Below are 13149 nucleotides of genomic sequence, written 5' to 3'. Positions count from 1 at the left end.
TCATAAATTTCAATTTGTGAGGGTATTATTATGTAAAGATTGGAGTGAGAGTATGCCAACGCTTACGACAGAAGCACTTTACGAAACTTTATTAGAGCATATGGGACCGCAACATTGGTGGCCCGCTGAAAGTCCGGAAGAAATGATGCTCGGTGCTATATTAGTCCAAAATACGAATTGGAAAAATGCAGACATGGCTTTACTTCGGTTAAAAGAAGAAACAAACTTTGATCCTCAAAAAATTTTATCGTTACCATTAGCTGAACTACAGGAAATCATCCGTTCAAGTGGTTTTTATAAGAATAAGGGAAAGGCGATTCATGCATTATTTCAGTGGTTAAATCAATTTAATTTTGATTATGAAAATATTGCTCAACATTATGGAGATAATTTAAGAAGAGAATTACTAAAAATTCGAGGCATTGGTAGCGAAACAGCTGATGTTTTACTCGTCTATATCTTTGAAGGTATCGAGTTTATTCCTGATAGTTATACGAGACGTTTGTATAGTAAGTTAGGTTACGCCCATACAGAAAGTTACGATAAATTTAAAAAACAAATTTCATTGCCTCCTCATTTTACGAATCAAGATGCTAACGAGTTTCATGCCTTATTAGATAATTTTGGGAAAAACTATTTTAATGGAAAAGAGACTCAAAAATACACATTTTTAGAAGATTATTTTAATAGGAATGATTGACTTTAACGTTACGTCATAGCCCATACTCCTAAATAGATGAATGAGGTATTAATGATATTAAAAATAAAGTAAAGTGGAGAATAAAATAATGTTAAATCATGAATATTTTACACCTAATGAAGTGAGCAAAGTGACGTCGGTTAGTACAAGAACTCTACGTTATTATCATGAGATTGGTTTACTTGTGCCTAGTTATATTGATGCTAACGGGTATCGCTTTTACCATTCTCAAGATATAACAAAATTACAAACAATTTTATTTCTTAGACAACTCAATTTATCGCTTGAGAACATTCAAGACTATTTTCAGCAAAGTATTACTGATAAAAACGCAATATTAGAAGAAAATTATGCTCAAATTATTCATCAACGAAATCACCTGAATCAAATCATTGATTACCTCAATCATCATCTAATTAATCATAGAAATGAGGAGATTAATATGGACAAATTTAATCAATTTGATGTGAATGAACAATATGATAAAGAAGCGGCGCTAAAATATGGTGATACAGATTACTATCAGTCATATAAAGATAATAGAACTCAATTCAATGATTCAGAGAAGCAGGATAATGATGACCATACTAATCAACAATTTAATGATTTTTTCAATTTAATGAACCAATTCTTGGAAGAAGGCTATTCTGCCAATGAGGCACATGTGAATCAGCATATTGCAGACTTGAAAAATATACTTCGAACACAAGTGCCTAATGCGGATAATCAATTTTTAGAATATATGGCGCTTACTTATGAAAATGATGAACGTTTTGCTAAAAATATCAATAAAAATCGTAATGATCATTTAAATCAGTATATTCCAAGAGCGATTCGAGCTTATATTAAATAAAGTATTTTCTTCAATCTTTTATTGTGTAATGATTATAGTGAATCATATTTAAAGGAGACGCTATAATGATTGAGTCGTATCAGCTATTCTGGAAAAATTATTTCAATGTACAAGGTCGAACTCGTAGACGACATTATTGGTATGCAACATTAGCTAATATCATCGTACTAGTATTATTAAGTTTACTTGCCGACTTACTTAAATGGGTGTTTGGCGGTGGAGATACGTTTTTTAACATTGTGTACGAAACGATTGATGTCATCATTGTAATAGGGACATTTACTATGTCAGTACGTCGATTTCATGATGTTGGGCGCACAATGTTAATTCCGTTAATTATGTTAATATCGATGCTGTTACGAGGATTAATTGTATTATTAGAAACAATATCTAACGTGTATTTGAGTGATTTTTATTCTGACGTATCGTTAATGATTGCAACGGTAGTTGTGTTAGTTATTTCGATCGTATTATTAATTGTATCAATTTTCGCATTGATTTATTGTGTTACAGATAGTGAAAAAGGTACAAATGAATATGGACCTAATCCCAAAGCACAGTAAGTGTTAAGCAAAGCATTGAGTATTTCTAATTATAGAGATATTCAATGCTTTTTAATATTTAAAATTTTCCATGAAACAAATAATAATATAAAATTACACAATTAAATATAAAAAACTTAAATTAATATTTAATATTATTTGTTATGATATATGCATACATATACATAATATAGAAAGGAATGTGTGAACGTGTTAAATAAAAAGTTATGGATACTACTTAGTTTAGTCATGTTGATTCTTGTCGCTTGTGGACAAAACGACCAAGATAGACAAGAAGATAAACAAAGTAATCAATCTGATTCCAATTCGAAAGAGCATTCATACAAACGTATCGTGTCGCTTATGCCAAGTAATACGGAAATTCTTTATGAATTGGGTCTCGGAAAAGATGTTGTAGGTGTTTCTACAGTGGACGATTACCCTAAAGATGTTAAAAAAGGGAAAGAACAATTTGATACAATGAATTTAAATAAAGAAGCCTTATTAAAAGTCAAACCCGATTTAATTTTAGCGCATGAATCTCAAAAAGGAACGTCAAAGAAAGTGTTAGATAGTCTTGAAAAAAATGGCGTAAAAGTAGTTTATGTGAAAGATGCACAATCATTGGATCAAACGTATGAAACTTTTAAACAAATAGGTAAAGTAACAGGACGTGAACATGAAGCTAACGAACTTGTTGATGAGACGAAGCACAATGTTGAAAAAGTAATAAAGTCGGTGCCAAGACATCATAGGTCACAATCTGTTTTTATGGAAGTATCTTCTAAACCTGAAATATATACAGCGGGCAAACATACATTTTTTGATGACATGTTAGTACAATTAGATGCTAAAAATAGCTTTTCAAATATAGAAGGTTGGAAACCAGTGGATAAAGAAAGTATCATTAAAAAGAATCCAGATATCCTCATTTCTACAGAAGGTCTATCTAAATCAGATTACTATAAAGTGATTAAAAAACGTGATGGTTTCCGTCAAATTAAAGCTGTGAAAAATGGACGTATTGAAACAGTGGACGGTGACGAAATTTCACGTCCAGGCCCTCGTATTGATGAAGGTTTAAAACAATTAAGAGACGCTATTTATAAAAGATAATTCATATGAATTAAATAGTTATTGTAAAAGTGAGATTAGTACAATTTTATATTGAAAGGTTACATTACAAATCCCCTGTAGCTGACTGAACTGAGAAGGGCTTTAAATCAAGTTTTTCTCAGTTCTAATTATTTTTGTGACTATGCAACTACGGGACCTAGCAAAAAGAATCTTATATAGAAATGCTATAACTAATGCAAGCTGAGTCTACGAATTTAAAAGAATGCTGGCCCCAGTCCCATTCTTTTATATCATCAGTTATAATAGAAGAAATAATAGAAAGATTATTGATGAGTTGATAAAATGACAAGAAATATATATTTAACATTTCTAAGTTGGTGCATATGTTTAATCGGTGCTATAGGACTTTATTTACTATGGCACATGGGGAGTTTAACGGATTCATTTAATCAAATGATATTGCTCAAAGTTCGGTTGCCAAGAATTATTGAGGCCTTATTAACAGGAGCAATATTAACACTAGCAGGTCAGATGTTTCAGACTGTTTTAAATAATCCTCTGGCCGATAGTTTTACATTAGGACTGGCAAGTGGTGCTACATTCGGTTCTGGATTGGCGATATTTCTAGGATTATCTTTTGTTTGGGTGCCCATTTTTTCAATTAGCGCTAGTTTAATCGCATTATTGATCGTCTTAATGATTGCTGCAAAAATCTCACGTGGTTATCCACTTAAAATTCTTATTATTACTGGTTTGATGATAGGTGCACTCTTTAATGCATTATTGTATATTCTAGTTTTAATTAAACCTAATAAGATGAACCAAATAGCTAACTACTTTTTCGGAGGATTTGCAGCGGCGGAAACGCGAGAGGTCATATACATCGGTCTAATAGCTATACCTATTATATTGATTTTATTTAGCATGGTGCCAGCGATTAAGTTATTACAATTAGGTGAATTGAAGAGCCAGTCATTAGGTTTAAACGTCCAACAAGTCATGTTTTTGATACTAACACTAGCATCTATAATAACAGCAGTCGCGATAGCATATACAGGTATTATTGGTTTCATCGGCATGATAGTGCCTCAACTGATAAGACGCTATTATTGGAGATTTACGCTAGGCATTCAAATGATATTAAATATTTTAATCGGTGCTACAATGATGTTGATTGCAGATTGGATTGGTAGTGTGTTAATTCATCCTGTGCAAATACCAGCTAGTATTATTTTGGCTTTAATAGGTATTCCAACATTATTTTACATTTTGCTTAAGCAATCTAAAGATGTTTAAACATACATTTAACTGTATCACATGGATGTTACGCTATTATTTTATGGAAAACTTTTTGATAAAATGAGAATAATTATAGAGTTAAGAGGGAATTGACAATGGACTTAAGTCATATAAAAGCAATCGTGTTTGATTTAGAAGGTACATTATTAGATAGAACAAAATCTCGAGATAAATTCATTGAGGAACAATATGAACGATTTCATGATTACTTCGTACATGTTCAATTAGCAGATTTCAAACAAAAATTTATAGAATTAGATGACGATGAGGATAATGATAAACCTGATTTATATAAAGCAATTATTAAGCAGTTCCATATTGATCGTTTAACATGGAAAGATTTATTTAATGATTTTGAAATGCATTTCTATCGTTACGTATTCCCTTATTATGACACGCTATATACTTTGGAGAAATTATCGCAAAATGATTATGTTTTAGGTGTTATCGCAAATGGTAAATCTAAAATTAAACAATTTCGTTTACATTCATTAGGATTAGGGCATGTAATCAATTATTTATCAACTTCTGAAACTGTAGGATTCCGTAAGCCTCATCCTAAAATATTTGAAGATATGATTAATCAATTAAATGTTCAACCAGAAGAGATAATGTATGTGGGCGATGACGCTTTAAATGATGTAGCACCAGCTCGCGCAATGGGCATGGTAAGTGTGTGGTTTAAACATGATGACGCTGAATTAGAACCTTTAGAAGAAGAGGTTGACTTTATTATTACTACAAGTGAAGAGTTATTATCAATATTACCGATTCATATAAAACAAGGAGGAGATTCATAAGATGGATTTATTTACTAGAAAAGGTGGTTTATCCTTACATTACAATACGATGGGTGAGGGATATCCTGTTGTCTTAGTACATACAGCATATGAAAATGCTTCTATATTTCAAAATTTAGCAAAAGAATTGGCAAAATCTTTTCAAGTAGTTTTACTAGATTTGAGAGGACATGGCTATTCAGATAAACCGAGACAAATTGATTTCAAAGAATTTGCCGATGATATCATACAATTACTAGATTATTTGTATATTGATGAATCAGCATTAATAGGTCATGAAATGGGCGCAGCCATAATTGCGGATTTGGCAGAACGTTATCCTAATTATGTGTCATCCCTTATAATGGTAACACCAACATCTATTGAGGGTGAATTACCTGAAGAACGTTTATTCAGAAAATATTCACATAAAATTAGAAACTGGGATGACGAAAAACAAAATAAGTTTTTAGAAAAGCATCGTTATCATAAGCCGAGAAAAGTTAATAAGTTTTTAAAACATGTTGAGGATACGAATGCAATTTCTACAAAAGAGGAGACACAAGCGATTGAAGATGTGTTCAAAGAAACTGCGATTTCAAGCGTATTTGAACATGTAACGAAACCGACGTTAATTATTGCGGGAGAACATGGTGAGCGTATTACAACACTTGAATCTAAAGAAGTAGCCGATTTAGTTAAAGAGTCACAATTTGATGTGTATGCTCAATCAAGTTTATATCCTTTTGAGGAAGAGAAAGATAAGTTTATTGAGGATGTAACACCATTTATTAAGAAATATATGCCTGAACACTAATTGTTGATAGGACAAATTCAGTCGCCACTCTAATTTGTTACATAAAACAACTTAATTTGTAATATTTTTGTAATAATACTGTTATTTTAGTAATAAACGGGGTATACTATGAATAAGCACAAGCCGAGAAACGAGATAAAGGAGAGAGTGCTTATGAAAAAATTAGTAGCGGCATTTTTAGTCTCTGGACTAGTAATGACAGGAGTAGGCGTTAATCATGCTGAAGCAGCTAGCGGTAACACAATTCAAACAGTTCAACAATTAACTCAAGGTGATAAATCACTAGAAAATATTACACTTGGCGAATCAATCAAAAATGTTTCAAACAAATATGGTACACCGATTTATTCTAAAAATCCAAGCAACAATGAAAGTTATTATGAGTATCGCACAAATAAAGGTCTATTAGTTGTAACCGCAGTAGGTAAAAAGAACCAAGGTTATGTTACTAGAGTTTCTATGACTTATAATGAAGCTAATGGCCCAACTTATAATCAAGTTAAGAAAAGTTTAGGCCAAAATACAGTGGCACGAGTTCAATATAATAAAGTAAGCGGCAATTTTGGATATATTCAAAAAGGTAAAACAAGCTATCAATTTGGCTCAAATTCACCTCAAGATAAAAACTTAAAATTATATCGTATTGATCTTGCTAAATAATAAAAATAACAAATTTTATGATTCCATCACTAGGAGCATGACGTTAAATTCTAACTTTTGAATAACGTCATGCTTTTATTTTTCGTCATTAAACAGAAAATAATGTCAATGTATGATAAAATTTTAAATTGAACAATTAACAAATCGTATAGATGTTATTAAACCATAGCAAAGGAGTAACTCATGAGAACCAACGATAAAGTGTTACTTGAAAATATTAACGATTACTTTAGCCACAAAGGGATGGCACCTAATTTAATCGATGATATAAAAGAAAATTTGCGCAATGATTTGAAAAAGTCTGAATCAAAAGATGAAGATTATTTAGATTATCGTGGCAAATCTCCAGCACAAATCATTTTGATTATTCAACGAAATTTATTCGGTTTACAAACGAATCCTGTTATTTTCTTTATTATGAATTTTATCTTAATATCATATCTTTATGATAAGCAATATGTGCCATTTCAAGCGGCTACAGCAATTTCTATATTCTATTGTATAATCATTTTTCCATTAACGATTTTTATTAATATTCGTATTGATAAGAAGAAATTTCTATATAGCAATCGTTTTGAAATGATACTAGGGTATATCGTTGCGATAATTGCACTAATTTTAATCATTATGCGTGCTTTTAATCTAAATTGGGGAATCATTCCCATCACTATTTATAGTCATCAAGTCGTCTTTTTTATAGGTATTATACTAAGCTTAATTGGTGTCTTTTTTAAAAAAATAGAGTACACAGCAATTGGTTTATTATTCTGTCAAAAGACGATAGATGCAGTAGTGACAAAACCTGAAATTGCACAAATCATTTCTCTTATTATATGGATCATGATAGTGGCATTGATCGTTTTTTATACAATTAAATTATCATCAAGAACGAGGGTGTAACGTTTAATTAACATAAGCTTGAAATAAATATTATTTGAGTTTACATTTCCAGTTCAAAATAGATAAGTAAATTAACTTGAGAGTAGAGCCTGGGACATCAGCAATGTCTCAGGCGTTATTATATTGGCAGTCATTGACTGAGTTAAAAAGCACTTGTTACAAGTGCTTTTTTAATTTAAAAAATATTTATATAATAATAATTTTAATAAAGTTAAGAACATTCATAGCGTAACTTTTAATGAAGTGGGTATAGTAACAATTAAGGGAGGTGCCAATATGAAAAAAATCGAAACGTTAAACCAAACAAAATTAGCTTATCAAGATGAAGGACATGGCAGCCCCGTTATCTTAATTCATGGCTTAGATGGTAATTCGGCAGCGTTTGATTTATTAAACAAACAACTCCAACAAAACTATAGAGTGATTGCGTATGATGTTCGAGGACATGGTAAATCGTCACGTCCTGATTCATACAACTTAGAAGATCATGTGAAAGATTTATATGTACTTATCGATAAATTAAACTTAAAGAAAGTGCATCTATTAGGTCATGATATGGGAGGGATAATTGCTAGAGAATTTACCGAAAAACATGAAGACCATGTATTATCTTTAACAATTATCTCTTCAAAAGCTGAGGATATCGTTCATGGTTTTACGAAATTAATGATTGAGCACCAAGACGAAATTGCAGGGTTTAATAAATCGGAAGCATTACTTTTACTATTCCCGTATATCTATAAAGAACAAGAATCAGCAATGAAATGGATTCAACGGCAACGCTTATACAGTAAACAAAATTCCGAGGATAGTGCTATAGCAAGCAGAGCACTTTTAGATACGGCTTATGCGAATAAAGGGTACACGCATTATGTTAAAGTTCCTACATTAATTATAAACGGACGCTATGATCCAATTATAAATGATAAGAATCATTATAAAATAGAAGAGCGATATCAAAATGTTGAGAAGGTTTTATTTGAAGAATCTGGACATGCACCCTATGTTGAAGAAGAAGATAAGTTTCTAGTCTTATATTTAAGTTTTTTAGAAAATGTTGAACAGATAACAGAAGTGAATCATTAAATGATATCAGTAATTTTTATAAGTGGATGTCTGTTTGATGAATCATGAAATAAAGCTTCTACATTAATATATTAGATAAAAACATTTTAATTTAAAATACATTTGTAATACGTCATATGATATACAAAAAAGCCAGTAAGTGAAATTTACGAATTTCACTTACTGGCTTTTTTATTTAAAAATAATATCTCAGGGTTATAAATTCATATCGAAAACGAATAAAATTAGAAAAGCCACAAAGAAATTATAATTCAGTTTCTTTGTTAGCTTCTTCAATACGTGTATTTACTTTATTTAATAATGAATCGATTTTTTTACGTTGTGTACTATTTACGAGAATTAATACAGTTCTTTCATCGTGTTCATTACGTTTTTTATCAAAATAATCTTCTTGAGATAAATTTTTCACTGCTTTAACTACTTGTGGTTGTTTGTAGTTTAAGTGATTAATGATATCTTTTAAATAATATTCCTCTTCTTTACTTTGACTAATATATGTTAAAACTGCGAATTCTTCAAAGCTAATTGAAAATTCTTTTTTGATGATGTTTTTTAATTTATCTGCATATGTGATCATTGCTAATAATTCGAAACAATCATTGATTTTTGAAATTGCCATTTTGAAACCTCCCCAACTAATTGTGCGCTTTTTCTATTTTGCCCGTTAAATTATATATAACGTCTTATAATAGTTAAAAATACTTAAATAATTTAGATTAAAAGAATTTTATTAAATTAATTTAATGCTATATTATTTAGTTAATTATAACTAAATGAAATTAAGAAGTAAACAAAAAAGTACTTAATAAAACAATATTTTGATTATTATATTCTTTGTTTGAATTTCAAAGCAATTTATAAAAATCAATTAATTAAGAACAATTATTATTTCGCTCTATATAATAAATTTTATTATGAATATACAATTGCAAAAATTCACTGCTATTTTTGTAGTAGTGATGATGAAGGATGCACAATCACTTTATCTCCAATATTTAATCCATTGGATACCATAATATACCCATTTTTTTGACTTTTAGTATATTCTATTCTTCTTTTAATAATTTTGTTATTTTGTGTAATTAAAACATAATAATTTTCATAAATTGAACTTATAGGTAGTTCTATTTTAGAAGTTCCAACATCGATATCAAAGTGGCGTCCAAGAGGATATTGATCTTGAGTCGAAATATCTACTTGATAAATTGATTCACCTTTTTCTACTTTATAAGGGATTTGAATGATAGAAAGAATTTTACCAGTAAATAATTTGGAGTGATTTCTTGTAACGTTTACATCTTGATTCGCTTTAATATGTTCCAATTGAGATTCAGTTATATTAGCACGAATAATATGTTTTTCGCTATTAATTTGCATTATTTTTGTATTTAATTTAGAAGGATGTGCTTCTAGGATAGTTACTTTTCCAGAAATAGGGGAATTAATGCGTGTTTGAAGTCTACTTTGGAGTTCTAATATTTGGCTGTTTAGCGTTAACTGTTGACTAATTGATTGTTTCGGTGAATGGTTGATAAGTGAGGATAGGGCCTTCTTTTTAGCTACAATAAGCTTTTCAAGGGGCGGATTGTAATACTCTAATAAAGGTGTATCAGATTGGATGATTTCATCATTTTTGACAAGTAAGGACGAAACATTTCCTAAAGATGGATTGAAATATAAAGTGAAACTTTCTTGAGGTTGTTGTTCGCCAATGAATGAGAGAGAGTATTGAGGTTTTGCTGTAATGGTTTCTATTTTAGATGTGTCAGGTTCTGTTGGAATTTTTGCATAAATATAACATACAAAGGATATGACGAGGAGGGTAAGCGTGGTAATTAAAATTCTTAACGGGGTAAAAAATGTCTTCAATAAGATCACCTCTATAAAATTTTTATACAACTATTATACAATGGCGATATAACGAATATGTGTAATATCGTATAAATAAAAAAATGTCTTCTCAATTACTAAGAAAAGAAGACATTTTAAATAAAGATATTAATATAGTGTTGTAAAAACTAAAAGAGGCGTAACAGAATAATCCCTATAGCAATGGCAATTAGCCCACTAAACTTGCGAAGTGTTATTGGATTCTTGCGAACGCCTAAACCAAAATGATCAATGATAACGCCCATTAACATTTGACCTAACATTGCGACGATAGTTGTCAGTGCTGCACCTAAAAACGGCATCAGAATTATATTTGATGTGACAAATACAACGCCTAGAACACCACCAATAAAATGTATTGGCTTGATTTTACCGATATCAGGGTGTGTGATTTTAATTTTAAGACTTCTGTTAAATATTAACGTTAAAATAAATAATGCTAATGTACCAACAGTGAAAGATACGAGTGCGGCAAATAGCGAATTATGCATTTGCTGAGCTAGACCACTGTTAATTGTTGTTTGTAATGGTGGCGCAAACCCAAATATAAAGCCGATGATAAGCCAAACATAAAACATATGATTTGTTTTTTCTTGGAGTTTATTTTTAGGTATATAGTTCATTAATAAGATACCGAAGAATAGGATTATGATGCCTACTGCTTTTAGGAAAGTAAACGAATGATTGCTTGCGCCAAGTAGTCCGAAAGTATCTATGAAGACCCCCATGATGATTTGACCAGCTACTGTCATGACAACAGTTAACGCTGCGCCTAAACGAGGCAGTAATAATAAGTTTCCTGTTAAGAAACAAACACCTAGTAGACCACCAACCCACCAATGATAGTCAATTGTATGTCCACTATAAAATGAACCATCAAATAATTTAGGATTAAAAATCATATTTAAAATAAATAAAAATAGTGTACCTACGAAAAATGAAATGGTAGATGCATAAAAAGATGATTCAGTATATCGTCCAAGGCGAGAATTGATTGAGGTTTGGATTGGGACCATCATACCAGCCACAATACCGATTATAAATAAAAATGCCACGATAGACCCCCTATATTTTCTTTCATAACTAAAACATCATTATTATGCGCATTTTAGTTTCCGATTTCAAAATACGAATATCAACGCGCTTTACTAATAGTGGGCTCAGAATATAAATTATTGAAGTATTAGTTATAAAAAAGAAGCTAGGACAGAATTCTTTTCGAATTCTTCATCCTAGCTTCGCAAGGTTGACTAGAAGTGAGAGAAGCTTGATTTAAACGTCTTATCAGTTTAGTCATCTATTACGAATATATGCAGTAGTCATGAAACATTTTTTTGTCTCACACTTAATGAAACATCAGAATGTGTTATTTAGTTTCAAATAGAGTAGTACTCGTAACGTCTATTAATTTAGCAGAAGTGGCTTTAATAGGTGTGCCAGCTGTAGGTTGTAGAATATTAAGTTTAATAATATTATCCATCGCAGCTTTAGCATCAGCCTCAGATACAGCAACGTTAACTTGTGGGAATTGCAATTTAGCAGTTTTATTTAAATTTGTTTTAAAAGCAAGTTCTAAAGTCTTTGACATGTGGAATACCTCCTTTCTTAATTTTTAAGTTAAATTAGGCTAAAACTTGTGTTTTAACCACCTCAACTTTATCGAATGTTTCATTAATCAGATGTGCAATGATATTGACGAATGATCTGATTTCTGAATCTGTAGCTTTAGTGTTTAAGTTAGTAAAACGACGTTTTGTTTCTTTCGCTTTACCACTTGCGTCGTGAGTGATATGCGTACAAACAACAGATAATTGTGAAATTTCATTCATATGTTTGTCACCTCCTTTCACTCTATATATCGAAATCCATTCAAAAAAGGGACACATTTATTTAAAGAAATTTGAGCAAAAACATTTAATGTTACTAAAATATGGTTTATCATTAAATAAGAAACTTTTATGAGGTGGATAGATGAATCAAGTTGAACCGATCAGAAATAAAGATGATATAAAAAAGATGTATGATGTATTAAAAAAGAAATCTGATAGAGATTATCTTTTATTTAAATTAGCTATACATACGGGTATACGTTTAACAGATTTATTAAATCTAAAAGTGAAAGACGTCAAAATGATTGATCAAGATGAAATAAAATCATCTTGGATTGAGTCATGTGCGCCTGCAATCAAAATCTTGTTACCAAACGATTTACGTGAAGAGGTTAGAAGATTTATTGAATATAATAAGCTTATGGAAGATCATTTATTATTCCAATCGATAAGAACACATAAAGAGTTATCTAGACAACAAGCTTACCGAATCATTCATCATGCCGCTGAAGAGTTAGGTTTGTGTCATATTGGATTGACCACTTTGCGAAAAACATTTGCTTATCATGCTTATCAATCGGGTATTTCTATTGCAATCATACAAAAATATTTAGGTCATCAGACAACTCAAGAAACGGTGAAATTTATCGGGTTGTCTGCCGATGATGAACTTCATACAATTATCGCTTTAAATTTATAATTGATTTTTACTGAAAA

At 30.6% G+C, this 13149-nt stretch carries 16 protein-coding genes; 11 read left to right on the top strand and 5 right to left on the bottom strand.

The window, feature by feature from the left end:
• Positions 1-52: 52 nt before the first annotated feature.
• The 10 genes from SBL16_RS02585 (at position 53) to SBL16_RS02540 (ending at position 8713) form a co-directional block, all read left to right on the top strand.
• Positions 53-700 (top strand): endonuclease III domain-containing protein, encoded by a 648-nt coding sequence (locus tag SBL16_RS02585; protein WP_317952629.1) that lies wholly within the window; start codon positions 53-55, stop codon positions 698-700.
• Positions 701-788: 88 nt separating this feature from the next.
• Positions 789-1553: a MerR family transcriptional regulator gene (locus tag SBL16_RS02580; RefSeq protein ID WP_317952628.1), complete on the top strand. Its 765-nt coding sequence runs from the start codon at positions 789-791 to the stop codon at positions 1551-1553.
• Positions 1554-1618: 65 nt separating this feature from the next.
• The gene (locus tag SBL16_RS02575) at positions 1619-2116 is read left to right on the top strand and encodes a DUF805 domain-containing protein (RefSeq protein WP_053017164.1); all 498 of its coding nucleotides are present in this window, start codon (positions 1619-1621) and stop codon (positions 2114-2116) included.
• A gap of 228 nt (positions 2117-2344) precedes the next feature.
• Positions 2345-3211 (top strand): ABC transporter substrate-binding protein, encoded by an 867-nt coding sequence (locus SBL16_RS02570; protein WP_182477439.1) that lies wholly within the window; start codon positions 2345-2347, stop codon positions 3209-3211.
• A gap of 303 nt (positions 3212-3514) precedes the next feature.
• The gene (locus tag SBL16_RS02565) at positions 3515-4468 is read left to right on the top strand and encodes a FecCD family ABC transporter permease (RefSeq protein WP_107611783.1); all 954 of its coding nucleotides are present in this window, start codon (positions 3515-3517) and stop codon (positions 4466-4468) included.
• A 98-nt stretch (positions 4469-4566) separates the two neighbouring features.
• Positions 4567-5271, top strand: a complete 705-nt coding sequence (locus SBL16_RS02560) for an HAD family hydrolase (protein WP_053017166.1) — start codon at positions 4567-4569, stop codon at positions 5269-5271.
• Position 5272: 1 nt separating this feature from the next.
• Positions 5273-6067: an alpha/beta fold hydrolase gene (locus SBL16_RS02555; RefSeq protein WP_011276544.1), complete on the top strand. Its 795-nt coding sequence runs from the start codon at positions 5273-5275 to the stop codon at positions 6065-6067.
• 153 nt (positions 6068-6220) lie between these two features.
• The gene (locus SBL16_RS02550; RefSeq protein ID WP_107611782.1) at positions 6221-6727 is read left to right on the top strand and encodes an SA0570 family protein; all 507 of its coding nucleotides are present in this window, start codon (positions 6221-6223) and stop codon (positions 6725-6727) included.
• A 183-nt stretch (positions 6728-6910) separates the two neighbouring features.
• Positions 6911-7627 carry a hypothetical protein gene (locus SBL16_RS02545; protein WP_053017168.1) on the top strand — a complete coding sequence of 239 codons (717 nt, stop codon included), beginning with the start codon at positions 6911-6913 and terminating at the stop codon, positions 7625-7627.
• A gap of 276 nt (positions 7628-7903) precedes the next feature.
• Positions 7904-8713 (top strand): alpha/beta fold hydrolase, encoded by an 810-nt coding sequence (locus SBL16_RS02540; protein ID WP_053018601.1) that lies wholly within the window; start codon positions 7904-7906, stop codon positions 8711-8713.
• A gap of 244 nt (positions 8714-8957) precedes the next feature.
• Here SBL16_RS02540 and sarA read toward each other — a convergent pair whose 3' ends face one another.
• The 5 genes from sarA to SBL16_RS02515 all read right to left on the bottom strand — a co-directional run bounded on the left by sarA (position 8958) and on the right by SBL16_RS02515 (position 12432).
• The gene (gene sarA / locus SBL16_RS02535) at positions 8958-9332 is read right to left on the bottom strand and encodes a global transcriptional regulator SarA (protein ID WP_053017170.1); all 375 of its coding nucleotides are present in this window, start codon (positions 9330-9332) and stop codon (positions 8958-8960) included.
• A 323-nt stretch (positions 9333-9655) separates the two neighbouring features.
• A complete protein-coding gene (locus tag SBL16_RS02530; protein ID WP_241958627.1) occupies positions 9656-10591 on the bottom strand; it encodes an efflux RND transporter periplasmic adaptor subunit in 936 nt (311 codons plus the stop codon).
• A gap of 140 nt (positions 10592-10731) precedes the next feature.
• Complete coding sequence (locus tag SBL16_RS02525) at positions 10732-11658, bottom strand: DMT family transporter (RefSeq protein WP_107611933.1); 927 nt, start codon at positions 11656-11658, stop codon at positions 10732-10734.
• Positions 11659-11969: 311 nt separating this feature from the next.
• Positions 11970-12191: a DUF2922 domain-containing protein gene (locus tag SBL16_RS02520; protein WP_011276537.1), complete on the bottom strand. Its 222-nt coding sequence runs from the start codon at positions 12189-12191 to the stop codon at positions 11970-11972.
• Positions 12192-12225: 34 nt separating this feature from the next.
• Positions 12226-12432 (bottom strand): hypothetical protein, encoded by a 207-nt coding sequence (locus SBL16_RS02515; RefSeq protein WP_011276536.1) that lies wholly within the window; start codon positions 12430-12432, stop codon positions 12226-12228.
• Between the two features lie 142 nt (positions 12433-12574).
• Between SBL16_RS02515 and SBL16_RS02510 the strand changes: the two genes are divergently transcribed.
• Positions 12575-13132, top strand: a complete 558-nt coding sequence (locus SBL16_RS02510) for a tyrosine-type recombinase/integrase (RefSeq protein ID WP_107611934.1) — start codon at positions 12575-12577, stop codon at positions 13130-13132.
• Positions 13133-13149 lie beyond the last annotated feature (17 nt).

The organism is Staphylococcus sp. NWU MK-U1 (genome assembly GCF_033283505.1).
Lineage (GTDB): Bacteria > Bacillota > Bacilli > Staphylococcales > Staphylococcaceae > Staphylococcus > Staphylococcus haemolyticus.
This window is presented reverse-complemented; position numbering and strand designations above follow the sequence as displayed.

Excerpts from the sequence above, each read along its gene's own strand:
- SBL16_RS02585 (WP_317952629.1), top strand. The coding sequence starts at position 53 with ATGCCAACGCTTACGACAGAAGCACTTTACGAAACTTTATTAGAGCAT.
- SBL16_RS02580 (WP_317952628.1), top strand. The coding sequence starts at position 789 with ATGTTAAATCATGAATATTTTACACCTAATGAAGTGAGCAAAGTGACG.
- SBL16_RS02575 (WP_053017164.1), top strand. The coding sequence starts at position 1,619 with ATGATTGAGTCGTATCAGCTATTCTGGAAAAATTATTTCAATGTACAA.
- SBL16_RS02570 (WP_182477439.1), top strand. The coding sequence starts at position 2,345 with ATGTTGATTCTTGTCGCTTGTGGACAAAACGACCAAGATAGACAAGAA.
- SBL16_RS02565 (WP_107611783.1), top strand. The coding sequence starts at position 3,515 with ATGACAAGAAATATATATTTAACATTTCTAAGTTGGTGCATATGTTTA.
- SBL16_RS02560 (WP_053017166.1), top strand. The coding sequence starts at position 4,567 with ATGGACTTAAGTCATATAAAAGCAATCGTGTTTGATTTAGAAGGTACA.
- SBL16_RS02555 (WP_011276544.1), top strand. The coding sequence starts at position 5,273 with ATGGATTTATTTACTAGAAAAGGTGGTTTATCCTTACATTACAATACG.
- SBL16_RS02550 (WP_107611782.1), top strand. The coding sequence starts at position 6,221 with ATGAAAAAATTAGTAGCGGCATTTTTAGTCTCTGGACTAGTAATGACA.
- SBL16_RS02545 (WP_053017168.1), top strand. The coding sequence starts at position 6,911 with ATGAGAACCAACGATAAAGTGTTACTTGAAAATATTAACGATTACTTT.
- SBL16_RS02540 (WP_053018601.1), top strand. The coding sequence starts at position 7,904 with ATGAAAAAAATCGAAACGTTAAACCAAACAAAATTAGCTTATCAAGAT.
- sarA (WP_053017170.1), bottom strand. The coding sequence starts at position 9,332 with ATGGCAATTTCAAAAATCAATGATTGTTTCGAATTATTAGCAATGATC.
- SBL16_RS02520 (WP_011276537.1), bottom strand. The coding sequence starts at position 12,191 with ATGTCAAAGACTTTAGAACTTGCTTTTAAAACAAATTTAAATAAAACT.
- SBL16_RS02515 (WP_011276536.1), bottom strand. The coding sequence starts at position 12,432 with ATGAATGAAATTTCACAATTATCTGTTGTTTGTACGCATATCACTCAC.
- SBL16_RS02510 (WP_107611934.1), top strand. The coding sequence starts at position 12,575 with ATGAATCAAGTTGAACCGATCAGAAATAAAGATGATATAAAAAAGATG.